The sequence below is a fragment of the Pseudomonas sp. GW823-FHT02C02 genome, assembly GCF_058797635.1.
Genome location: NZ_JBXAJV010000006.1, coordinates 26,173 through 49,029 on the forward strand (window position 1 = coordinate 26,173; position 22,857 = coordinate 49,029).

18 protein-coding genes and 1 other RNA gene are annotated in these 22,857 nt (G+C 60.7%); 12 read left to right on the plus strand and 7 right to left on the minus strand.

Going from position 1 to position 22,857, the window contains the following annotated elements; translation table 11 throughout:
- Positions 1–190 precede the first annotated feature (190 nt).
- The 6 genes from AC1ROI_RS12045 to ffs all read left to right on the plus strand — a co-directional run bounded on the left by AC1ROI_RS12045 (position 191) and on the right by ffs (position 9,519).
- Positions 191–850, plus strand: coding sequence for a GntR family transcriptional regulator (locus AC1ROI_RS12045; protein ID WP_010456464.1), 660 nt, complete (start codon positions 191–193; stop codon positions 848–850).
- A 2-nt stretch (positions 851–852) separates the two neighbouring features.
- Complete coding sequence (gene smc / locus AC1ROI_RS12050; protein WP_102594712.1) at positions 853–4,341, plus strand: chromosome segregation protein SMC; 3,489 nt, start codon at positions 853–855, stop codon at positions 4,339–4,341.
- Positions 4,342–4,599: 258 nt separating this feature from the next.
- The gene (gene zipA / locus AC1ROI_RS12055; RefSeq protein WP_102594711.1) at positions 4,600–5,454 is read left to right on the plus strand and encodes a cell division protein ZipA; all 855 of its coding nucleotides are present in this window, start codon (positions 4,600–4,602) and stop codon (positions 5,452–5,454) included.
- Between the two features lie 91 nt (positions 5,455–5,545).
- The gene (ligA, locus tag AC1ROI_RS12060; protein ID WP_102594710.1) at positions 5,546–7,903 is read left to right on the plus strand and encodes an NAD-dependent DNA ligase LigA; all 2,358 of its coding nucleotides are present in this window, start codon (positions 5,546–5,548) and stop codon (positions 7,901–7,903) included.
- A 168-nt stretch (positions 7,904–8,071) separates the two neighbouring features.
- The gene (locus AC1ROI_RS12065) at positions 8,072–9,238 is read left to right on the plus strand and encodes a zinc-binding metallopeptidase family protein (RefSeq protein ID WP_077748206.1); all 1,167 of its coding nucleotides are present in this window, start codon (positions 8,072–8,074) and stop codon (positions 9,236–9,238) included.
- 184 nt (positions 9,239–9,422) lie between these two features.
- Positions 9,423–9,519: signal recognition particle sRNA small type (ffs, locus tag AC1ROI_RS12070), an RNA gene on the plus strand.
- 182 nt (positions 9,520–9,701) lie between these two features.
- Here the strand turns inward: ffs and AC1ROI_RS12075 are convergent.
- Entirely contained in the window at positions 9,702–10,016 is a 315-nt protein-coding gene (locus tag AC1ROI_RS12075) for a helix-turn-helix domain-containing protein (protein ID WP_010456454.1), read from the minus strand.
- Positions 10,017–10,319: 303 nt separating this feature from the next.
- On the opposite strand from AC1ROI_RS12075, the gene AC1ROI_RS12080 reads away from it, so the two are divergent.
- Positions 10,320–12,020 (plus strand): putative bifunctional diguanylate cyclase/phosphodiesterase, encoded by a 1,701-nt coding sequence (locus tag AC1ROI_RS12080; protein ID WP_083376170.1) that lies wholly within the window; start codon positions 10,320–10,322, stop codon positions 12,018–12,020.
- Between the two features lie 141 nt (positions 12,021–12,161).
- Here AC1ROI_RS12080 and AC1ROI_RS12085 read toward each other — a convergent pair whose 3' ends face one another.
- On the minus strand, positions 12,162–12,911 hold the full coding sequence (locus AC1ROI_RS12085; protein WP_102594709.1) for a substrate-binding periplasmic protein: 750 nt from the start codon (positions 12,909–12,911) through the stop codon (positions 12,162–12,164).
- A gap of 144 nt (positions 12,912–13,055) precedes the next feature.
- Here AC1ROI_RS12085 and dnaX point away from each other — a divergent pair, with 144 nt between their 5' ends.
- The 5 genes from dnaX to AC1ROI_RS12110 all read left to right on the plus strand — a co-directional run bounded on the left by dnaX (position 13,056) and on the right by AC1ROI_RS12110 (position 18,771).
- Positions 13,056–15,137 carry a DNA polymerase III subunit gamma/tau gene (dnaX, locus tag AC1ROI_RS12090; RefSeq protein ID WP_077748209.1) on the plus strand — a complete coding sequence of 694 codons (2,082 nt, stop codon included), beginning with the start codon at positions 13,056–13,058 and terminating at the stop codon, positions 15,135–15,137.
- A 67-nt stretch (positions 15,138–15,204) separates the two neighbouring features.
- A complete protein-coding gene (locus AC1ROI_RS12095) occupies positions 15,205–15,543 on the plus strand; it encodes a YbaB/EbfC family nucleoid-associated protein (protein WP_007933349.1) in 339 nt (112 codons plus the stop codon).
- A 255-nt stretch (positions 15,544–15,798) separates the two neighbouring features.
- Positions 15,799–16,833, plus strand: coding sequence for an NADPH-dependent curcumin/dihydrocurcumin reductase (curA, locus tag AC1ROI_RS12100; RefSeq protein ID WP_102594708.1), 1,035 nt, complete (start codon positions 15,799–15,801; stop codon positions 16,831–16,833).
- 65 nt (positions 16,834–16,898) lie between these two features.
- Positions 16,899–17,501 (plus strand): recombination mediator RecR, encoded by a 603-nt coding sequence (recR, locus tag AC1ROI_RS12105; protein WP_010456436.1) that lies wholly within the window; start codon positions 16,899–16,901, stop codon positions 17,499–17,501.
- 121 nt (positions 17,502–17,622) lie between these two features.
- On the plus strand, positions 17,623–18,771 hold the full coding sequence (locus AC1ROI_RS12110) for an acyl-CoA dehydrogenase family protein (RefSeq protein ID WP_102594707.1): 1,149 nt from the start codon (positions 17,623–17,625) through the stop codon (positions 18,769–18,771).
- Positions 18,772–18,891: 120 nt separating this feature from the next.
- Here AC1ROI_RS12110 and AC1ROI_RS12115 read toward each other — a convergent pair whose 3' ends face one another.
- The 5 genes from AC1ROI_RS12115 to ccoS all read right to left on the minus strand — a co-directional run bounded on the left by AC1ROI_RS12115 (position 18,892) and on the right by ccoS (position 22,840).
- Positions 18,892–19,440 carry an adenine phosphoribosyltransferase gene (locus tag AC1ROI_RS12115; protein WP_102594706.1) on the minus strand — a complete coding sequence of 183 codons (549 nt, stop codon included), beginning with the start codon at positions 19,438–19,440 and terminating at the stop codon, positions 18,892–18,894.
- Between the two features lie 79 nt (positions 19,441–19,519).
- Positions 19,520–20,254 carry a fumarate/nitrate reduction transcriptional regulator Fnr gene (gene fnr, locus AC1ROI_RS12120; protein ID WP_010456431.1) on the minus strand — a complete coding sequence of 245 codons (735 nt, stop codon included), beginning with the start codon at positions 20,252–20,254 and terminating at the stop codon, positions 19,520–19,522.
- Between the two features lie 129 nt (positions 20,255–20,383).
- Positions 20,384–21,766, minus strand: a complete 1,383-nt coding sequence (hemN, locus tag AC1ROI_RS12125; RefSeq protein WP_010456429.1) for an oxygen-independent coproporphyrinogen III oxidase — start codon at positions 21,764–21,766, stop codon at positions 20,384–20,386.
- Between the two features lie 179 nt (positions 21,767–21,945).
- Positions 21,946–22,629, minus strand: coding sequence for a sulfite exporter TauE/SafE family protein (locus tag AC1ROI_RS12130; protein WP_042932683.1), 684 nt, complete (start codon positions 22,627–22,629; stop codon positions 21,946–21,948).
- Positions 22,622–22,840 (minus strand): cbb3-type cytochrome oxidase assembly protein CcoS, encoded by a 219-nt coding sequence (gene ccoS, locus AC1ROI_RS12135; RefSeq protein WP_042932684.1) that lies wholly within the window; start codon positions 22,838–22,840, stop codon positions 22,622–22,624. The genes AC1ROI_RS12130 and ccoS overlap by 8 nt, the downstream gene beginning before the upstream one ends.
- Positions 22,841–22,857 lie beyond the last annotated feature (17 nt).

Sequence of the window (22,857 nt, forward strand, 5' to 3'; positions counted from 1 at the left end):
TTTTCTGACTTAAAGGTCAGGAAACGCCATTTTGTCGATCAACGACTCGTTCCTTCATTATTGACCCTCGCGGGTTAGCCTGCTTTTTGCTTGATTCGTGCCAAAAACCGCTGAGTGGGCACTCCGCCATGACCCTTCATGTGCGCTACACTGCGCCGCTTGTGCAGATCGAAGAGTTTGAAGGACAACCATGACGTTCAAGGCGCCGGACAGCCTCGCCGAGCAAATTGCTCACCACCTCGCCGAACGCATCATTCGTGGCGAAATGAAGCCCGGGGAGCGCATCCAGGAACAGAAGGTCACGCTGGCCCTCAATGTCAGCCGCGGTTCGGTCCGCGAAGCCTTGCTGATCCTCGAGCGCCGCCACCTGATCGCGATCCTGCCGCGCCGCGGTGCCCACGTTACCGAACTCACCGCACACAAGGTGCAGAGCCTGTGCACGCTGATGAGCGAGCTGTACATCTTGCTCGGCAACGCCGTGGCCAAAGGCTGGCAGGTCCAGTCTGACATGGCGCCGTTCGTGCAGATCCAGCAGCGCCTCGCCGCCAGCTATGAGCGTCAGGACATCCGCACCTTCGTCGACGACAGCTTCAATGTGATGCGCGCCGCGTACCCGTTTGCCAACAATCCGTACTTGCAGGAAACCGTCGAGAACCTGCAACCGGCGATGAGCCGTGCGTACTTCCTCGCCCTGGACCAGCGCAAGGCGTCGATGAGCGAGTTCCTGGAGTTGTTCGAACGTTTGCTGGCCGCCGTGCTGGCCCGTGACTTTCCGCTGATCCGCGAAGTGCTGACGGCCTATGCCCAGCGCAGTTGCGATCTGGTGGTTTCTGCCCTGACGGACGCTTAAGCGTGCGGCTCAAGTGCATAAAACTGGCCGGGTTCAAATCCTTCGTCGATCCGACCACCGTGAACTTCCCCAGCAACATGGCGGCCGTGGTAGGGCCCAATGGCTGCGGCAAGTCGAACATCATCGACGCCGTTCGCTGGGTGATGGGCGAAAGTTCGGCGAAGAACCTCCGTGGCGAGTCGATGACCGACGTCATCTTCAACGGTTCGACCAGCCGTAAGCCCGTGAGTCAGGCGAGTATCGAGCTGGTGTTCGATAACTCCGACGGCACGCTGCTTGGCGAATACGCCGCCTATGCGGAAATTTCCATTCGCCGCAAAGTGACCCGCGACAGCCAGACCACCTACTACCTCAACGGCACCAAATGCCGTCGTCGTGATATCACCGACATCTTTCTGGGCACAGGCCTGGGCCCTCGCAGCTATTCGATCATCGAGCAGGGGATGATCTCCAAGCTGATCGAGTCCAAGCCCGAAGACCTGCGCAACTTCATCGAAGAAGCGGCGGGCATCTCCAAGTACAAGGAGCGTCGGCGCGAGACCGAAAACCGTATCCGTCGCACCCATGAAAACCTGGCCCGCCTGACCGATTTGCGTGAAGAACTCGAGCGTCAGCTTGAGCGTTTGCATCGCCAGGCCGAGGCCGCCAAGAAGTATCAGGAATACAAAGGCGAGGAGCGTCAGCTCAAGGCCCAGCTGTCGGCCCTGCGCTGGCAGGCTTTGAACGAACAGGTCGGGCAGCGCGAAGCAGTCATTGGCAATCAGGAAGTCACGTTCGAAGCGTTGGTCGCTGAACAGCGCAACGCCGATGCGGCCATCGAGCGCTTGCGTGACGGGCACCATGATCTGTCCGAGCGCTTCAATCTGGTGCAGGGACGCTTCTATTCGGTCGGCGGCGACATCGCCCGGGTCGAGCAGAGCATCCAGCACGGTCAGCAGCGTTTGCGACAGTTGCAGGATGATCTTAAAGAAGCCGAGCGCGCGCGACTGGAAACCGAATCTCACCTCGGCCACGACCGCACCTTGCTGCTGACCCTGGGTGAAGAGCTGGACATGCTCACGCCGGAGCAGGAAGTCACCAGCGCCGCCGCCGAAGAAGCCGCCGCTGCGCTGGAAGAATCCGAAACCACCATGCACGGCTGGCAGGAGCAGTGGGACACCTTCAACCTCACGGCCGCCGAGCCGCGTCGCCAGTCCGAGGTCCAGCAGTCACGCATTCAGCAACTCGAAACTAGCATGGAGCGTCTGGCCGATCGCCAGAAGCGACTTGGCGAAGAGCGCGCATTGCTCTCGGCGGACCCGGAAGATGCGGCGATCATGGAGCTCAGTGAGCAACTGGCCGCGAGCGAGGCGACGCTTGAAGATTTACAGGCCAGCGAAGAGGCCCAGGTCGAACGCCTTGAGCAACTGCGTCAGGAATTGCAATTAGCGCTGCAAAATCAGCAGCAGGCTCAGGGTGATTTGCAGCGCCTCAACGGTCGCCTTGCGTCCCTTGAAGCCTTGCAGCAAGCCGCGCTCGATCCGGGCACCGGCACCGCGCAATGGCTGCGCGAACAGCACCTGGCGGACCGCCCGCGTCTAGCCGAAGGACTGAAAGTCGAGGCGGGTTGGGAGCTGGCGGTGGAAACCGTGCTCGGTGCCGACCTGCAAGCGGTGCTGGTGGACGACTTCGGCGATTTCGATCTGGCCGGTTTTGCCCAAGGCGATCTGCGTTTGCTCAGCCCGGCCAGTGATGGCGTGCGCGTACCGGGCAGCCTGCTTGACAAGGTTGAAGCGCAGATCGATCTGTCGCCCTGGCTGGGACAGGTCAAACCGGTTGAGAATCTTGAGCAAGCGTTGGCCCTGCGCAGTCAGCTGAGTGTCGGCCAGAGCTTGATCAGTCGCGACGGCTATTGGGTTGGCCGACACTTTCTACGTGTTCGCCGGGCCAGCGAAGCGGAAAGCGGCGTGCTCGCCCGTGGTCAGGAAATCCAGCGTCTGAGCATCGAGCGCGAAGAGCGCGAGGCCACGGTCGAAACCCTGGAAACCCAACTTCAGACGCTCAGGGCGCAGCAGCGCCAGCAGGAAAACGGTCGCGAACATTTGCGCCGTTTGCTGCAAGACGAAGCGCGTCAGCAAGGCGAATTGAAAGCTCAGTTGTCGGCCGGCAAGGCCAAGGTTGAGCAGCTGACGTTGCGTCGAACCCGCCTTGATGAAGAACTCACCGAGCTGGCTGAGCAACGGGCACTGGAGCACGAAAACATCGGCGAAGCGCGCCTGCAATTGCAGGAAGCCCTCGACGCCATGGCGCTGGACACCGAGCAGCGCGAGTTGCTGCTGGCCCAGCGCGACAGCCTGCGCGAGCGACTCGATCGCGTGCGTCAGGAAGCCCGGCAACACAAGGATCACGCCCATCAGTTGGCGGTACGCCTCGGCTCGCTCAAGGCGCAACATGACTCGACGCGTCAGGCGCTGGAACGCCTGGAGATGCAGTCCGAGCGCCTGACCGAGAAACGCGAACAGCTGAGCCTCAATCTGGAGGAGGGCGAGGCACCGCTGGAAGAGCTGCGCCTGAAACTCGAAGAGTTGCTCGATAAGCGCATGACGGTCGACGAAGAAATGAAGTCGGCTCAGATCGCTCTGGAAGACGCTGACCGTGAATTGCGTGATGCGGAAAAACGACGCAACCAGGCCGAGCAGCAATCGCAGTTGATCCGTGGTCAGATGGAAACCCAGCGCATGGAATGGCAAGCCCTGACTGTGCGACGCAAGACCCTCGAAGATCAGTTGCTTGAGGATGGCTACGACCTGCATGGCGTGCTCGCCACGCTGACCGCCGAGGCCAGCGAGAAAGACGCTGAAGAAGAACTCGAACGCATTGCCGCGCGCATTCAGCGCCTCGGTGCGATCAACCTGGCGGCCATCGACGAATACCAGCAACAATCCGAGCGTAAACGTTATCTGGATGCGCAGAACGACGATCTGGTGGAAGCGCTGGACACTCTGGAAAACGTGATTCGCAAGATCGACAAGGAAACCCGAAACCGCTTCAAAGATACCTTTGATCAGATCAATGGCGGATTACAGGCCCTTTTCCCAAAAGTTTTCGGTGGAGGGCGCGCGTATTTGGAACTGACGGGCGAAGATCTACTCGATACAGGGGTAACGATCATGGCGCAGCCGCCAGGAAAGAAGAACAGCACCATCCATTTGCTCTCCGGTGGCGAAAAAGCCCTGACCGCATTGGCCCTGGTTTTTGCGATCTTCAAGTTGAATCCGGCACCGTTCTGCATGCTCGATGAAGTTGACGCGCCGCTGGACGACGCGAACGTTGGACGCTACGCACGGTTGGTCAAAGAGATGTCGCAGACGGTTCAGTTCATCTACATCACCCACAACAAGATCGCCATGGAAATGGCCGATCAACTGATGGGGGTAACGATGCACGAACCGGGTTGTTCGCGTCTGGTGGCAGTGGATGTCGAGGAGGCGATGGCGATGGTGGAGGCCTGAGCCGGTGCTTGTAGGGCAAGTATTTTTGGTCTGTAGGACTTTTTTACCTGTCTTGACTTGCTGGCCAATCGACATATTCGCGCGAGCCATTGTGACAGACGGTGTAAAGTTGCCTTTGGTCGTGCTAGTTTAATGTCAATTTTTCGTATACGTGGGCAAAACGCCTGTCAGAACATAGAGTTGGCGCCACGTTTTAAAGCGGTTTACGAGTTGTAAACCCCTTATTTTTCAGCATTTTTTATAGAGGCACGGGATTACATGGAAATCGGTCTGCGCGAGTGGCTGATCGTCATCGGCATTATTGTCATTGCCGGTATTCTTTTCGATGGCTGGCGTCGCATGCGCGGCGGCAAGGGAAAACTGAAATTCCGTCTTGACCGAAGTTTGTCCAACCTGCCGGACGAGGACACCAGCGCCGAGCTGTTGGGCCCGCCCCGCGTGCTGGACACGCATAAGGAACCGCAACTGGACGAGCATGATCTGCCGTCGGTGAGCATGCCTGCCCGTGAACCGCGTGAATCGGGTTCCAAGCGCGGCAAGCGTGGCCATGCCGAGCCTTCCCAGGGCGACATGAACCTCAGCCTGGACCTGGACGGCGGCCCGAGCTTCAGCAGCCGTGACGACGACTTCCCGGATGACACCAAGTCCTCGCCGTCGGTCAGCGACAAGGAACAACCGCAAGCCGAAGAAGTGCTGGTGATCAGCGTGATCTGCCGTGACGCTGCCGGCTTCAAGGGCCCGGCGCTGTTGCAGAACATTCTGGAGAGCGGTCTGCGTTTCGGCGAAATGGATATTTTCCACCGTCACGAGAGCATGGCCGGCAACGGTGAGGTGTTGTTCTCCATGGCCAATGCGGTCAAGCCGGGCGTCTTCGATCTGGACGACATCGACCACTTCAGCACGCCGGCGGTGAGCTTCTTCCTCGGCCTGCCAGGCCCGCGTCATCCGAAGCAAGCCTTCGACGTGATGGTGGCGGCGGCGCGCAAATTGTCCCAGGAGCTGAACGGCGAACTGAAAGACGACCAGCGCAGCGTGCTGACCGCCCAGACGATCGAGCATTACCGTCAGCGCATCGTCGAATTCGAACGTCGCGCCCTGACTCAGAAGCGTTGATTCAAAAGGTTGTCCCCGCGCCGTGCGCGGGACGATCAGCAAAATAGATTGAGCAGCCTCGGCTGCTCTTTTGCTTTATGAGAGAACACCCATGACCGCCGCCAAAACCCGCATTCTCGAGCTGCGCGCTGAGCTGGATCAGCACAACTACCGTTACCACGTGCTGGACGAGCCGAGCGTTCCGGACGTCGAATACGATCGTTTGTTCCATGAACTCAAGGCCCTTGAAGCCGCCCATCCCGAGCTGGTCACCAGCGACTCGCCGACCCAGCGCGTCGGCAGCGCGGCGCTGTCGGCGTTCACCCAGGTACGCCACGAAGTGCCGATGCTCAGCCTCGGCAACGCCTTCGAAGAAAGCGACATGCGCGAGTTCGATCGCCGGGTAACGGAAGGTCTCGACTTGCCGGCCGGCGACCTGTTTGGCGGCGGCGCGGCGGTGGAATACAGCTGCGAACCCAAGCTCGATGGCCTGGCGGTCAGCCTGCTTTATCAGGACGGCGTGTTGGTGCGCGGTGCGACGCGCGGCGACGGCACCACCGGCGAAGACATCAGCGTCAACGTGCGCACCGTGCGCAACATCCCGCTGAAACTACAGGGAACCGGCTGGCCGGCGACCCTGGAAGTGCGTGGCGAAGTGTTCATGTCCAAGGCCGGTTTCGAGCGCCTGAACGCCACGCAGCTGGAGGTCGGCGGCAAGACCTTCGCCAACCCGCGCAACGCGGCGGCGGGCAGCTTGCGGCAGCTGGATTCGAAGATCACCGCCAACCGTCCGCTGGAGTTCTGCTGCTACGGTATCGGCCAGATTTCGGCGGATATCGCCGATACGCACATCGGTAATCTCAAGCAGCTGCAGACCTGGGGCCTGCCGATCAGTCGCGAGCTGAAACTGGCGCACGGCATTGATGAATGCCTGGATTACTACCGCGACATCGGTGAGCGCCGCAACGGCCTGGCCTATGAAATCGATGGCGTGGTGTTCAAGGTCAACAGCATCGCGTCCCAGCGTGAGCTCGGTTTTCGCGCGCGCGAACCGCGTTGGGCAATTGCCCACAAATTCCCGGCCATGGAAGAGCTCACCGAACTGCTCGACGTCGAATTCCAGGTCGGCCGCACCGGTGCCGTGACGCCCGTGGCGCGCTTGAGGCCGGTCAAGGTCGCCGGTGTCACCGTGGCCAATGCGACGTTGCACAACATGGACGAAGTGGCTCGCCTGGGCCTGATGATCGGCGACACCGTGATCATCCGCCGCGCGGGCGACGTGATTCCGCAAGTGGTGCAAGTGATCATGGATCGCCGCCCGGACGACGCGCGTCCGGTACAGATTCCGCAGCAGTGCCCGGTGTGCGGCTCGCATGTCGAGCGCACGCAACTGGTCAAGCGCAGCAAGGGTCGCGAGACCGTCAGCGAAGGGGCGGTTTACCGCTGTGTCGGTCGTCTGGCCTGCGGTGCGCAACTCAAGCAGGCGATCATTCACTTCGTCTCCCGTCGTGCGATGGACATTGAAGGCCTGGGCGACAAGAGCGTCGAGCAATTGGTCGATGAGGGGCTGGTGAGTTCTCCCGCCGATCTGTATGCCTTGAAGTTCGAGGACATTGTCGATCTCGAAGGCTTTGCCGAGCTGTCGAGCAATAAACTGCTCGCCGCGATCAAGGACAGCAAGACACCGAGCCTGGCACGGTTCATCTATGCCCTCGGGATTCCTGACGTCGGCGAAGAGACGGCCAAGGTCCTGGCGCGCTCTCTCGGCTCGCTGGAGCGGGTTCAGCAGGCGTTGCCGCAAGTGCTCACGTACTTGCCGGATGTCGGCCTGGAAGTGGCTCACGAGATTCACAGCTTCTTTGAAGATGCGCATAACCAGCAGGTTATTGCGAAGTTGCTCGAGCACGGCCTGCAGATTCAGGATCAGGGCGAGCTGGGGGCCGAATTTGCCGCCAGCACGACGCTGGGCGGTTTCCTCGACAAGCTGAACATTCCGTCGGTCGGGCCGGGCGGGGCGCAGAAGCTGGCGGACAAGTTTGGTTCGCTGGAGTCGGTCATGAACGCCGATTGGCTGGACATGCGCCAGGCCCTGCCGGAGAAGCAGGCGAATTCGGTTCGAGCGTTTTTCGCGGTTGCTGAAAACCGTCAGATAGCTGAGGCGGCTGAACAGCAGTTGCGTGATTTCGGCATGCATTGGCAGAGCGAGAAAAAAGTCGTCGAAGGCCTGCCGCTGGCTGGGCAGACCTGGGTGCTGACCGGTTCGCTGGAATTGATGAGCCGTGATATTGCCAAAGACAAACTCGAAAGCCTCGGGGCCAAGGTGGCCGGTTCGGTGTCGGCCAAGACCCATTGCGTGGTGGCCGGGCCGGGTGCCGGTTCGAAGTTGGCCAAGGCCAATGAATTGGGACTGAAAGTGCTAGATGAAGAGGCGTTTGTCGATTTCCTGAAAAAACACGGTATACCGATCTGACACTCAACCTGTGGCGAGGGAGCTTGCTCCCGTTCGACTGCGCAGCAGTCGCCAAGACTTCGGGGACCGCTTCGCAGCCCAGCGGGAGCAAGCTCCCTCGCCACAGAAAACGGAACGATCCTCGCTGGGGAATGATCTAGTCTTGGCAAGCCCCAGGGAGAGATCGCCATGTACCGCTTCTTCGAACAGCTCAGCTCACGCATCGCCGCGCCCTTCATGGGTGGAAGTTCGCGCAACAGCAAGGTCTGGCAGTGCCGCTGCGGGCAGTCGCTTTTCTTTCGCAACAGCCAGTGCCTGGCCTGTTCGGCAGCCTTGGGCTATCAGCCGGAGCAGAGTCGCCTGTCCTCGCTGCAGCCGGGTGTGCTGGCGGATACCTGGTTGCTTGACGCCGACCCCGAAGCCGGCCTGTTCCGGCGCTGCGCCAACCTCGATTCCCCGGCTGCGTGTAATTGGCTGCTGGCCGCCAATGACCATGATGCGCTGTGCATCGCCTGTAGCCTGAATCGCACCATCCCTGACCTCTCAATTGCCGAAAACCACGAACGCTGGCGTCAGGTCGAAACCGCCAAGCGGCGTCTGGTCGCGCAGTTGATCAGCCTGGGATTGCAGGTGATTCCCAAAAGCGTCGACGAACAGACCGGTCTCGCCTTCGATTTCATCGGTGTTGACCTGGAAGGCAAACCGCCGACCACGGGGCACGCCAATGGCCTGATCACCCTCGATATCAAGGAAGCCGATGACGCCCACCGCGAAAAGGTCCGGGTGCAAATGCACGAGCCTTATCGCACGCTGCTCGGGCATTTTCGTCATGAAGTCGGGCATTACTACTGGGACCGGCTGATCGCCAACAGTCATTGGCTGGAACCGTTCCGCAACCTGTTCGGCGACGAGCGTCTCAGCTACGCCGACGCCCTCGAACGCCATTATCAGCAAGGCGCACCGCTCGACTGGCAGCAGCAATGTGTCAGCGCCTACGCCACCATGCATCCATGGGAAGACTGGGCGGAAACCTGGGCGCATTACCTGCACATGATGGACGCGGTGGACACGGCGCTGGGGTTTGGCATGAGCGCGCGCGAGATGGATTTCGACTACCAGCCATTCCCGCTCGACACGCTCTACGATCCACAGCATCCCGGCGGCGCGGCGTTCCTGTCGTTCGTCAACGCATGGATCGAACTGGCCGGCATGCTCAATGAACTGTCGCGCAGCATGGGTCAGCCGGATTTCTATCCGTTCGTCCTGCCACCAGCGGTTATCGCCAAACTGCACTTCATCCATCTGGTGATCCAGCAGGAGGGCGGCAGGGCGGATGAGGTGTTGCAAGACCTGTAGCCGCCTGCATTCACTTGCAGCAGCCTCGCAAGCTCGGCAGCTGCTACATGACTACGGTGTTCTGCAGACTTTGCATGTCCTTGAACCAGCACATATTTTTTAATCCCCCCGAACGGTTGTAACTTCGTCCCAGATAGGTACAATGGCGCGGCTCGCCGTCAGGTGAGCGTCGTTATGGTGACCCCATCGGTCCCCCCGCAACGATTACCCGTGAACCTGGTCAGATCCGGAAGGAAGCAGCCACAGCGGGAACATTGTGTGCCGGGGTGTGGCTGGTGGGGTTGCCTCCATAACGCACCGCGAGCCCTCTCTCGCGTTTTCTGTCTGAAAATACTTAGTGTGTGTTGCTGCCATGGCCCTTGATCCAGGCGGTTTTTTGTCGTTCCTGATTTTTAGAATGAATATAAAAAAGGAGGCCGATGTGTCGTATCAGACACGTCGGCCTCCTTTTTCATTTCCGCCACTAAGGCTTGGACAAGGCCTGGTCAACCGCTGCGATCAGCTTTCCCAGATCCTTCGGGGTGGCTTTATGGATGACACCGAACAGATACGCCCGCTGTTCATCTTCATCACCCATATCGGCGAAAAAGGCTTTCAGCTTTACGTCCAGCACGTCGGCAAGCAAGAACAAGGCTTCGACGCTGGGGGTATAGGTTCCGGTTTCAAAGCGGCTGATGGTTTTGGGGTCAAAACCGGTTTTTTCGCCGAGTTCAGCCTGAGTAAGCCCCGCGACCTTGCGGTAGCGTCGGATGGCCGGACCCAAACTTGAAATTTGCATCGCTCAATTCCCATTTAGAATCAAGAACTTAACGATAGATTTTCGCATTAGACAACCGCATGATCCATCACCTTGCTTTGCAAAATGTGATGCGTTTCGTAGAATCGCCGCCAATAAGGGGTGATTGGTGATCTGTTTCCAGAAAATGGGCAACGCCAAACCGCCAGCATTGCGCTCCTTTGCCGGCCTTGCACGAGGTTTTTGAGACTAGCCGATCTTCGGTTCTGCGCGGTCATCAAATGCGGGTCATGGAGTGAACACGTGTTTGCGCAGTCCCACCGCTAGCGACAGCGAGCCTGATTCATGGATGAGAAATACCGCAGGGCCGTGGATGCCGCCGCCATTTTTTCCGAGACGGACCTGAGCGGCCGGATCACCCACGTCAATGATCAGTTCTGCGCCGTGTCCGGTTATAGCCGCGACGAGTTGCTCGGGCAGAACCACCGTCTCCTCAACTCCGGCGTGCACACCGCTGATTTCTTCGCCGGTATGTGGCGCACCATCGCGCTGGGCAACGTCTGGAAGGGCGAAATCTGCAATCGCGCCAAGGATGGCAGCCTGTACTGGGTCGAAAGCACCATGGTGCCCGTGCTCAATGACGACACCGGACGGGTCGACCGATACCTGTCGATTCGTTTCGACATCAGCGAAAAACGCCAGTTGTTGCATTCCCTGCAATGGCGGGTCGGGCACGACGTGCTGACCGGGCTGCCCAATCGCGCGTTCCTCTCGGATCTGCTGGATCAGGCGCTGGAGTTCTCCCGAAAGGAAAACATCCCGCTCGCCGTGTGCATGCTCGACCTTGACGGGTTCAAGGCGGTCAACGACGGCTACGGTCACGCCAGTGGCGATCAATTATTGGTTGAAGTGGCCAAGCGTTTGCGCCACATCGTGCGCGGCGAAGATGTCGTGGCGCGGTTGGCCGGCGACGAGTTCGTGCTGGTGTTGCGTTACGTGCGGGATCTGCCGGAGTTGCGCGCGGCGCTGAACCGGGTGCTGGGGGCGATTTCGGCGCCGTATACCTTGCACGGCAAGGACATCAATGTGTTCGCCAGCATCGGCGTTACGCTGTTCCCACTCGACCATGAAGATGCCGAAACCCTGCTGCGTCACGCCGATCAAGCCATGTACGTGGCCAAGCAGCGCGGGCGCAACCGATTCCATCTGTTCGACGTGTCCAGGGATCAGGAGGTCAAGGCCACTCACCAGACGGTCGAGCGCGTGCGCCAGGCGCTGGCCGCCGATGAGTTGCGTCTGCATTTCCAGCCCAAGGTCAACATGCGCCTTGGCGTGGTGGTCGGCTTCGAGGCGCTGTTGCGCTGGGAGCACCCGCAAAACGGCATGGTGCCGGCCCGGGAGTTTTTGCCGTTTGTGGAAGAGACGGACCTGATCGTCGACATCGGTGAATGGGTGATGGATCAGGTGCTGACGCAGTTGCACCACTGGCAGCAGGCGGGGCAGGGCTGGCCGATCAGCATTAATATCGCGGCACGGCATTTTCAGCGCGCGGATTTCGTCGACCGGCTCAGGCACGTCCTCGCCCGGCATGCCGACATTGCGCCGCAGATGCTCGACCTGGAAATCGTCGAGTCGGTGGCGGTCGAGAACATCCAGCACGTGAGCGACTGTTTGCAGGCCTGTCAGGCGCTGGGGGTGCAGTTTTCACTGGGCGACTTCGGCACTGGCTATTCGTCGCTGAGCTACCTCAAGCGATTGCGCACCCAAACCATCAAGATCGATAAGTCGTTTGTGCGTGACATTCTGGACGATCGCGATGATCTGGCGCTGGCCACGGCGGTGATCGGTCTGGCCCGGGCGTTTGGCCGGCAGGTGATTGCTGAAGGACTGCAAAGTATCGAGCACGGTGAGTTGCTGTTGCGACTGGGGTGTGAAGTGGCTCAAGGCTATTTCATCGCCCGGCCAATGCCGCCCGCCGACGTGCCTGGTTGGGTCGCGGGGTTCGTCGCGCCGCCGCAATGGCAAGCGCTGGATCAGGTTGGCTGAAGTTCTGTAATCGACACTTATCCCCTGTAGGAGCGAGCCTGCTCGCGATAGCAATCTGGCAGTCGCCATCAGTGTTGAATGGCAAACCGCTATCGCGAGCAGGCTCGCTCCCATAGGTTTCGTGTTGATCAGAGGATTTGCTTAAAGTGTGCCAGGCCCCGAACCGATATAAAGCCGGATAATGTCATCAATCTCCCCCGACATTTTCATCCGCAGCAACGTGCGCAGTATGCGTTGCACCGGCACCTTGGGGTCGTTGCGCACGTAGCAGCCGACGCTCTGTTCCTCCAGCACCGCCACGCCTTTGAGTTGCTTGTCGGGTAACAGGCGCTGATTGAACCAGTCCAGTGCCCATTGATTGCTCACGGCATAGCGATAGCGCCCGGCGTGGAGTTTTTCCAGCACTTGTTCCTGGTTGCGCGCGTCTTCGCGGTGCAAACGGTCGGCATTGAACAGCGGTTGCAAGGTGGGATAGGAGTAGCCGAGCACGGTACCGATGGCTTGCCGCGACAAGTTCGCAGGCACCACCAAAGGCAGCGGATCCTGCCGGCTGATCAGCATGTCGCGCTGAAACCAGAGGGGAATGCTCCAGAGGTAGTCGCCGGACTGATTCGGCAGCCAGGACTGCGCGGCATAGCAGCGGATATCGACCTCGCCGTGTTCCATGGCGCTTTGCACCCGCGCCCGGGGCAACACATGAAATTCGGCCGGCACGCCGACCTGGGTCGCCAGGCTGAGCATCACGTCATACAGGATGCCCTGGGTCACTTGTCCGCGTTCCAGTTGCACCATCGGCATCGCCCAACTGTCGGGCACCACAAAACGCAGCGGCGCTTCGGCGGCGGCGACGCTCAGACTTATCCACAGCAGTGCCCCCAAGGCAAAACGCATAAACGCTCCGGTACGTCGCAAACCTGAGCCGATAAAAGCCCCCCAAAGTGCATCTTAGCCAGATTAGACGAGCGCACCGGATGCAATTTTGGCCTTGCTCCGCTAGCATTAGCCGCTTCTGTTCCTTCGTTGCGACGGTTTTCGATGAGTTATCAGGTTCTTGCACGTAAATGGCGTCCGCGCTCGTTCCGCGAAATGGTCGGCCAGACCCATGTGCTCAAGGCTCTGATCAATGCCTTGGACAGCCAGCGGCTGCACCACGCCTACCTGTTCACCGGTACGCGCGGGGTCGGCAAGACCACGATCGCACGGATCATCGCCAAATGCCTGAACTGTGAAACAGGTATCACTTCGACGCCGTGCGGCGAGTGTTCGGTGTGCCGCGAAATCGATGAGGGGCGTTTTGTCGACCTGATCGAGATCGACGCCGCGAGCCGGACCAAGGTCGAGGACACCCGCGAGTTGCTCGATAACGTGCAATACGCGCCGAGCCGTGGCCGCTTCAAGGTCTATCTGATCGACGAAGTGCACATGCTCTCCAGCCATTCCTTCAATGCGCTGTTGAAAACCCTTGAAGAGCCGCCGCCCTACGTCAAGTTCATCCTGGCGACGACCGACCCGCAGAAACTTCCTGCAACCATTCTGTCGCGGTGCCTGCAGTTCTCCCTCAAGAACATGACCCCGGAGCGTGTGGTCGAGCATTTGACCCACGTCCTGGGCGTCGAGAACGTGCCGTTCGAAGACGACGCACTGTGGCTGCTGGGCCGCGCCGCCGACGGCTCGATGCGTGACGCCATGAGTCTGACCGACCAGGCCATCGCCTTCGGTGAAGGCAAGGTCATGGCTGCCGACGTGCGGGCGATGCTGGGCACGCTCGATCATGGTCAGGTCTACGACGTTCTGCATGCGCTGATCGAAGGCGACGCCAAGGCCTTGCTCGAAGGTGTCCGCCATCTGGCGGAACAAGGCCCGGACTGGAATGGCGTGCTCTCGGAAATTCTCAACGTTCTGCACCGTGTCGCCATCGCCCAGGCGTTGCCTGAAGGCGTCGACAACGGTCATGGCGACCGCGATCGGGTGCTGGCACTGGCCCAGGCCTTGCCGGCCGAAGATGTGCAGTTCTATTACCAGATGGGTCTGATCGGCCGCCGCGACTTGCCGCTGGCGCCGGACCCTCGTGGTGGCTTCGAAATGGTCCTGCTGCGAATGCTCGCATTCCGACCGGCGGACACCGCGGACGCCCCGAGGCAACCGCTAAAGCCAGTGGGGATCAGCCAGGCCACAGTTGATTCCGCAAATTCAGTGGCTGCCGCGCCGGTGGTGGCACCGGTAGTCGCTGCGGCAGTTGCACCCGTTGCGCCAGCGCCTGAGCCCGTCGCGGCGGCGATTCCTGCCCCAGCGCCTGAGCCGGTGGCGCCCGTTGTGGTGGCCGAGCCTGTGGTTGAGCCGGTCGCGGTCGAGGCGGCAGTCGACTTGCCGTGGAATGACCCGGTCGAGCCGGAACCCGTCCAGCAACCCGCCGTCGAGCCGGTCCTGGAAACCGCCAGCGAACAACCTGATCTGCCGCCCATGCCGTTGCCGACGCCGGACAGCGTGGTGCCGGACGCGCCGGAGTGGGCCGCAGCGCCGATCCCGGAACCGTCGGTGGCCGACGTCGATGCCGCCACCCCGGGCGTGGACCTGGATGACGAGCCGCCGCTGGACGAAGACTACATCGAGCCGGACATGGATTCGGCCTACAGCTACCTCGATGAACTGGCCAGTGAACATGCTGCCGAGCCAGCACCGGAACCCGAGCCTGAGCCGGCCGCCATGCCCGCCACCGGCCTGGCCCTGCAATGGCTGGAGCTGTTCCCGAAACTGCCGATCTCTGGCATGACCGGCAGCATCGCCGCCAACTGCACGCTGATCGCCGTCGATGGTGACCACTGGCTGATGCATCTGGACCCGGCCCACAGCGCCTTGTTCAACGCCACCCAGCAACGGCGTCTCAACGATGCGTTGAACCAGTTTCACGGGCGCACGCTGACCCTGAGCATGGAGCTGATCAAGCCGGAGCAGGAAACCCCGGCCCAGGCCGCTTCCCGTCGTCGTGCGAATCGTCAGCGCGAGGCCGAGGAGTCGATTCACGGTGATCCGTTCATCCAGCAAATGATGCAGCAGTTCGGTGCGGTGGTTCGCAACGATACTATTGAACCTGTCGAAGCCCTGGTCAGTCAGGGCTAATAACTGAAGGCGTTTGGCCCCAAGGGCCGGGCGCTGTTTAAATCCAAGTACTTTTGAGGTGATTCCCATGATGAAAGGTGGCATGGCCGGCCTGATGAAGCAGGCACAGCAGATGCAGGAAAAAATGGCCAAGATGCAGGAAGAACTGGCTAACGCTGAAGTCACCGGTAAAGCCGGCGGCGATATGGTCACCGTGGTGATGACCGGTCGTCACGACGTCAAGCGCGTGACCATCGACCCGAGCCTGGTTGAAGGCCTGAGTGAAGACGACAAAGAGATGCTCGAAGCCGTGTTCGCCGCCGCCGTCAACGACGCCGTGCGCAAGATCGAAGCCAACAGCCAGGACAAAATGGGCAGCATGACCGCTGGCATGCAACTGCCACCGGGTATGAAACTGCCGTTCTGATTCGCCAAAGCGCGTCGGATGAGCTACAAAAAAATGCCAGGCATCGCGCCTGGCATTTTTGTTTCTGCCCGTTGGAAACGTGGTGCCTGTGAGGCAGCCTTCGCGGGCAAGCCTCGCTCCTACAGAAGCATCGCTGACCTTGCAGGTGCCGCGAAGAAGTCACCTCGGTCCAACGGACGAAACATCGAACGCCACACCTCCACAACGGTCTGCTCCCTATACCGCCGAAATTCATCGATCACAGGAGACGCTCACATGCCAGACGCATTGACCCTCAACCAACGTATCGTCCTGGCGTCCCGCCCCGTAGGCGCGCCGACACCGGAGAATTTCCGCCTGGAACGGGAAGCACTGCCGGAACTTGCCGATGGCCAGGTCCTGCTCAAGACTCAATACCTCTCGCTGGACCCCTACATGCGCGGCCGCATGAGTGACGCGCCTTCCTACGCCGCACCGGTGGAAATCGGCGAGGTCATGACCGGAGGCGCTGTCAGCCGCGTCGAGCGCTCGCTGAATCCAAAATTCCACGAAGGCGATCTGGTGGTGGGCGCCACCGGTTGGCAGAGCCACAGCATCAGCGACGGTCGCAACATCATTCCGGTGCCAAGCGGTTTGCCGTCCCCGTCCATGGCCCTGGGAGTGCTGGGCATGCCGGGCATGACTGCGTACATGGGCCTGATGGACATCGGTCAGCCCAAGGCCGGCGAAACCCTGGTGGTCGCGGCCGCCTCGGGCGCGGTGGGTTCGGTGGTCGGCCAGGTGGCGAAGATCAAAGGCCTGCGCGTCGTGGGCGTGGCGGGCGGTGCGGAAAAATGCCGCTACGTGGTGGAGGAATTGGGGTTCGACGCTTGCGTTGACCACAAGAGCCCGAACTTCGCCGATGAACTGGCCCAGGCGTGCCCCGAGGGTATCGATATTTACTACGAGAACGTCGGTGGCAAGGTGTTCGACGCGGTGGTGCCGTTGCTCAATGCCAAGGCGCGGGTTCCATTGTGCGGCCTCATCGCTTCCTACAACGCCCACGAAGCGCCGACCGGCCCGGATCGCCTGCCGCAATTGCAACGCACCTTACTGACCAAGCGCGTGCGCATTCAGGGCTTTATCGTGTTCGACGACTACGGTGATCGCCAGCCGGAGTTCGTCAGTGCCATGGCGCCGTGGGTGCGCGATGGCAAGGTCAAGTTCCGCGAAGACGTGGTCGATGGCCTTGAGAATGCGCCTGAGGCCTTCATCGGTCTGCTGGAAGGACGCAACTTCGGCAAACTGGTGGTGCGGGTTGCCCAGGACTGAATAATTGACGCTAATCAGAGGCGCGGGTATAAACCGCGTCTCGTTGTTTTGTCGGACGTTTCCCCATGAGCTTCAGCCCTTTGATTCGCCAACTGATCGACGCCCTGCGCATTTTGCCGGGTGTCGGTCAGAAAACCGCTCAGCGCATGGCGCTGCAACTGCTTGAGCGTGATCGCAGCGGTGGTTCGCGACTGGCGTCGGCACTGAGCCAGGCCATGGAAGGGGTGGGCCATTGCCGGTTATGCCGCACGCTGACCGAAGACGACCTGTGCCCGCAATGTGCCGATACGCGCCGGGACGACACCTTGCTCTGCGTGGTGGAGGGTCCGATGGACGTCTACGCCGTGGAGCAGACCGGGTTCCGGGGTCGCTACTTTGTGCTCAAGGGCCATCTCTCGCCGCTCGACGGCCTGGGGCCGGAGGCCATTGGCATTCCGCAGCTGTTGGCGCGGATTGAAGAGGCGGGCTCCTTTACTGAAGTCATCCTGGCCACCAACCCGACCGTGGAAGGTGAGGCGACGGCGCATTACATCGCGCAGTTGTTGAGTAACAAAGGCCTGGTCGCTTCGCGTATTGCCCACGGCGTGCCGTTGGGGGGTGAGCTGGAGCTGGTGGATGGCGGGACGTTGGCGCATTCGTTTGCCGGGCGTAAGCCGATCGCTTTGTAGCGTATGAACCGACGCCATCGCCAGCAAGCCAAGCGCCTCGGTCCATCAGATTCACAACAATCCTGTTGAAAACCAAGCAAGCGCTCGGTTAACTTCGCTGAACCTTCAGTGGAGTTCGCCGATGCCTGCCTTTCAGGAATACTTCGATCCCAGCCACCAATTGGTCCGCGACAGCGTCAGACGTTTCGTCGAGCGCGAGATCCTTCCCGACATTGATCAGTGGGAAGAAGCGGAGAGCTTTCCCCGCGAACTCTATCTCAAGGCCGGTGCGGCGGGCATCCTCGGGATCGGCTATCCCGACTCCCTGGGCGGCAGTCACGAAGGCGATCTGTTTGCCAAGGTCGCCGCCAGCGAAGAGTTGATGCGTTGTGGCTCCGGTGGTCTGGTGGCCGGCCTCGGTTCGCTGGACATCGGACTGCCGCCGATTCTCAAGTGGGCCCGCCCCGAAATTCGTGATCGTGTGGTGCCGCAAGTGCTGGCCGGCGAGAAGATCAGCGCGCTGGCGGTCACCGAGCCCAGCGGCGGCTCCGATGTGGCCAACCTGCAAACCCGCGCTGTGCGTGACGGCGACTTTTACCGGGTCAGCGGCAGCAAGACCTTTATCACCAGTGGTGTGCGCGCGGATTTCTACACCGTGGCGGTGCGCACCGGTGAGCCGGGTTTTGCTGGCATCAGTCTGCTGCTGATCGAAAAAGGTACACCCGGTTTCACCGTCGGCCGGCAGTTGAAGAAGATGGGCTGGTGGGCGTCGGACACGGCCGAATTGTTCTTCGATGATTGCCGGGTGCCTGTGGGAAATCTGATTGGCGCCGAGAACATGGGCTTCGCCTGCATCATGGGCAACTTCCAGAGCGAACGCCTGGCCTTGGCGCTGATGGCCAACATGACGGCGCAGCTGGCGCTGGAGGAAAGCCTGAAATGGGCGCGTCAGCGCGAAGCCTTTGGCAAACCCATCGGCAAGTTCCAGGTACTCAAGCATCGCCTTGCGGAAATGGCCACGGCGTTGGAGGTGTCGCGCGAGTTCACTTACCGTCAGGCGGCGAAGATGGCAGCGGGGCAGAGCGTGATCAAGGAGATTTCCATGGCCAAGAACTTCGCGACCGACACGGCAGACCGAATTACCACGGATGCGGTGCAGATTTTGGGCGGTTTGGGGTATATGCGCGAGAGCCTGGTGGAGCGGCTGTATCGGGATAACCGGATTCTGTCGATCGGCGGCGGGACGCGGGAAGTGATGAACGAGATCATCAGCAAGCAGATGGAGCTTTAATCGGCGATGTAGCGGCTGACGCCATCGCGAGCAGGCTCGCTCCCACAGGGGACTTGTGAACGCCGCAAATCCAATGTAGGAGCGAGGCTTGCCCGCGAAGGCGTCAGTGAAGGCGCCGCCTTACTTCTCGCTCAACGCAAACTGCGTCAGGCAAAACGTAGGAATTCCCTGCTCTTGCAGCCGCTGCGACCCACCCAGCTCCGGCAGGTCAATGATTGCCGCCGCTTCATGAATCCGCGCGCCCATGCGCCGAATCAGGTTCGCCGCCGCAATCAGCGTACCGCCGGTGGCGATCAAATCATCAAACATCACCACCGAGTCGCCTTCGCACAAGCTGTCGGCGTGCACTTCGAGAAAGGCTTCGCCGTATTCGGTCGCATAACCTTCAGCCAACACGTCGGCCGGCAGTTTGCCTTGCTTGCGGAACAGCACCAACGGCTTGTTCAGCTGATAGGCCAGGACCGAGCCGATCAGGAAGCCGCGCGCATCCATCGCACCGATGTGCGTGAAGTCCGCCTCGACATAACGGTGGGCAAAGCTGTCCATCACCAGGCGCAGGGCCGTAGGCGACTGGAACAACGGGGTGATGTCACGAAAGATCACGCCCGGCTTGGGGAAGTCGATCACGGGGCGGATCAGGGATTTGATGTCGAAGGATTCGATGAGCATCGTCGAGGTGTCCTGGCAGGCTGCAAACGTCGCAGTATAACGGCGGCTGAACCGTTTCGCTCAGCCGCAATTATCTCCGTCAGCCTTCGAGCGAGCCACCGGCCAGGGCGCAGAGCTGGATCGGGTCGAGGATGTGGATTTCCTTGCCCTCGGCGGCGATCAGTTCGTTTTGCTGGAAGCGTGTGAACACCCGGGACACGGTTTCCACCGCCAGGCCCAGGTAATTGCCGATTTCGTTACGCGACATGCTCAGGCGGAACTGGTTGGCCGAGAAGCCCCGGGCGCGGAAACGTGCCGAGAGGTTGACCAGGAACGTGGCGATGCGCTCGTCGGCGGTTTTTTTCGACAGCAGCAACATCATTTGCTGATCGTCGCGAATCTCGCGGCTCATCACCCGCATCAACTGACGGCGCAGTTGTGGCAGTTGCAGGGCCAGTTCGTCGAGGCGTTCGAAGGGGATTTCGCACACCGACGTGGTTTCCAGGGCTTGCGCCGAAACCGGGTGCTTTTCAGTGTCCATGCCCGACAGGCCAACCAGTTCGCTCGGCAAGTGGAAGCCGGTGAGCTGTTCTTCACCGCCATCGCTGAGGCTGAAGGTCTTGAGGGCGCCGGAGCGCACGGCATAAACGGAATCGAAAGTATCGCCTTGGCGGAACAGGAACTCGCCTTTTTTCAACGGGCGACCCCGTTTGACGATCTCGTCCAACGCTTCCATGTCTTCCAGATTCAGAGAAAGTGGCAAGCAGAGGGGGGCCAGGCTGCAATCCTTGCAATGGGCCTGGCCGTTAGCGCGCAGTTTTACTGGCTCGGACATTTCTTCAATCCTTGTGGGAAAACACACATAAGCCGTAAGGGTAACTCACGGGAGGACATTCAGGCACGCGGCGATTTTGCCGCAGGGTCATAAAGCCAGCATTTTGTTAACCGACAAGTGAACGGATGACTAAATCACTCGCGAAAATCGCTGGTGATTGTGCTGTTGCAAATAGGCATCGAACACCATGCACACCGAGCGCACCAGCAAGCGACCGGCGGGCAGTACGCTGATCCGCTCATTATCGAGGCTGATCAAGCCGTCCTCGGCCATGGTCTGTAGCTGAGGCCACAGGTCACCGAAGTAACCGCGAAAATCGATGTTGAAGGCCTGTTCGATCTGCGCGAACTCCAGATTGAACGTGCAGATCAACTGCTGAATTACCGCCCGTCGCACACGGTCATCAGCATTGCATATCAGGCCCCGGCTGGTTGCCAGTTGCGCGGTGGCCAAGGTGTTCTGGTACTGGTTCAAATCGCTGTTGTTCTGGCAGTAGAGGTCGCCGATCTGACTGATGGCCGAGACCCCCAGCCCGATCAGGTCGCAATGACCGTGAGTGGTGTAGCCCTGAAAGTTACGCTGCAGGGTCGATTCTTCTTGGGCAATCGCCAGCTCATCGTCGGGCAAGGCGAAGTGGTCCATGCCGATGTAGCGGTAACCGGCAGCGGTCAGTTGTTCGATGGTGCGCTGCAGCATTTCCAGCTTCTGCGCCGGTGTCGGCAACTCGTTGCTGTTGATTCGCCGCTGCGGCATGAAGCGTTCCGGCAGGTGCGCGTAGTTGAACACCGAAAGCCGATCCGGTTGCAGCGCAATGACTTCGTCGACCGTGCGCGCGAAGTTTTCCGGGGTTTGCTTCGGCAAGCCGTAGATCAGGTCGATGTTGATCGAGCGGAATTGCAGGGTCCGGGCGGCGTCGATCACGGCGCGGGTTTCTTCCAGGCTTTGCAGGCGATTGACCGCCCGTTGCACCGCCGGGTCGAGGTCTTGCAGGCCAATGCTGACCCGGTTGAAACCCAGTTCACGCAGCAGTCCCATGGTCGACCAGTCGGCTTCGCGAGGGTCGATCTCGATGCCGTAGTCGCCGGAATCGTCGTCCAGCAGGTTGAAGTGCTTGCGTAATTGAGCCATCAACTGGCGCAGTTCGTCGTGGCTGAGAAAGGTCGGGGTGCCGCCGCCAAAGTGCAGTTGTTCGACTTTTTGTGCCGGGTCGAGGTGGCAGGCGATCAGCTGGATTTCCTGCTCAAGACGCTGCAAATAGGGCAGGGCGCGGCCTCGGTCCTTGGTGATGACTTTGTTGCACGCGCAGTAGTAACAAATGTTCGCGCAGAACGGCACATGCACGTACAGCGACAATGGGCGCTGGGCCTTACGGCTGTCGCGCAGGGCGTGGAACAGGTCAAACGTGCCGACCTGCCCGTCGAATTGCACGGCAGTGGGGTAAGAGGTGTAGCGCGGCCCCGCCAGGTCGTAACGGCGGATCAGATCGGTATCCCAACGAATGGCGTCGAGCATCATGCGGGCATTCCCCCGGATAGGCTGGCAGTGTTCGCAAGTCTATGGGGGGCGACGCCGGGGCATCTTGATTTGCATCAACGGTCAGGATATGTGTGGCCAGTCAGGGCCTCTTCGCGAGCAGGGGAATGCATTTCAATGTAGGAGCGAGGCTTGCCCGCGAAGGCCGCACCACCGATCTAATGCCCCATGAGCCAATGCTGATGCGGCCCCGGCAAAGTCCAGATGCCAAACAGGATCACCAGCAACCCACCGGTCATTCGCACACTGCGCTTGCGCAACAACGCCGTGACCCGCTCAGCCGCCAACCCCGTGGCCAGCAGCACCGGCCAGGTGCCGAGCCCGAACGCGAGCATCAGCAGCGCACTGTCCAGCGCATTGCCCTGGCTCGCCGCCCACAGCAACGTGCTGTAAACCAACCCGCACGGCAACCAGCCCCACAGCGCGCCCAGCAATAAGGCGCGGGGCAGGCTCGACACCGGCAGCAGTTTGTTGGCAACCGGCTGGATATGCCGCCACAGGCCGCGGCCAAGGCTCTCGATGCGGGTCAGGCCGCTCCACCAGCCGGCGAGGTACAGCCCCATGGCGATCAGCAACAATCCGGCGATCACGCGCATGAACATGGCGGCCGGGCTGTTGGCCACTGCCCAACCCGCCAGGCCGATCAAAAGACCGGCCGTTGCATAGCTGAGAATTCGCCCCAGGTTGTAAGCCAGCAGCAGGCGAAAACGGCGGCTGCGCTGTTCCTTGGGAATCGCCAGGGTGAGCGCGCCCATCAAGCCGCCGCACATGCCCAGGCAATGCCCACCGCCGAGCAGGCCGAGAATCACCGCAGACACCAGCAGTGGCGCCAACTCAAGCATGCGGAGGCGCCTTGTCGTCCGGTTTGGCCGGATGGCCGCTGGCTTCGTCGACTGCGGCTTGGTGGTTCGGGTCCTGGTCGTCGAACAGAATGCTGTGGGCCGGGCCGTCGAGGTCATCGTACTGACCGCTGTCGACCGCCCAGAAGAAGATATAGATAGCGATGGCCACGATCAGCAGCGCGGCCGGGATCATCACGTAGAGAGCTGGCATCTGGACTCCATGCCCGC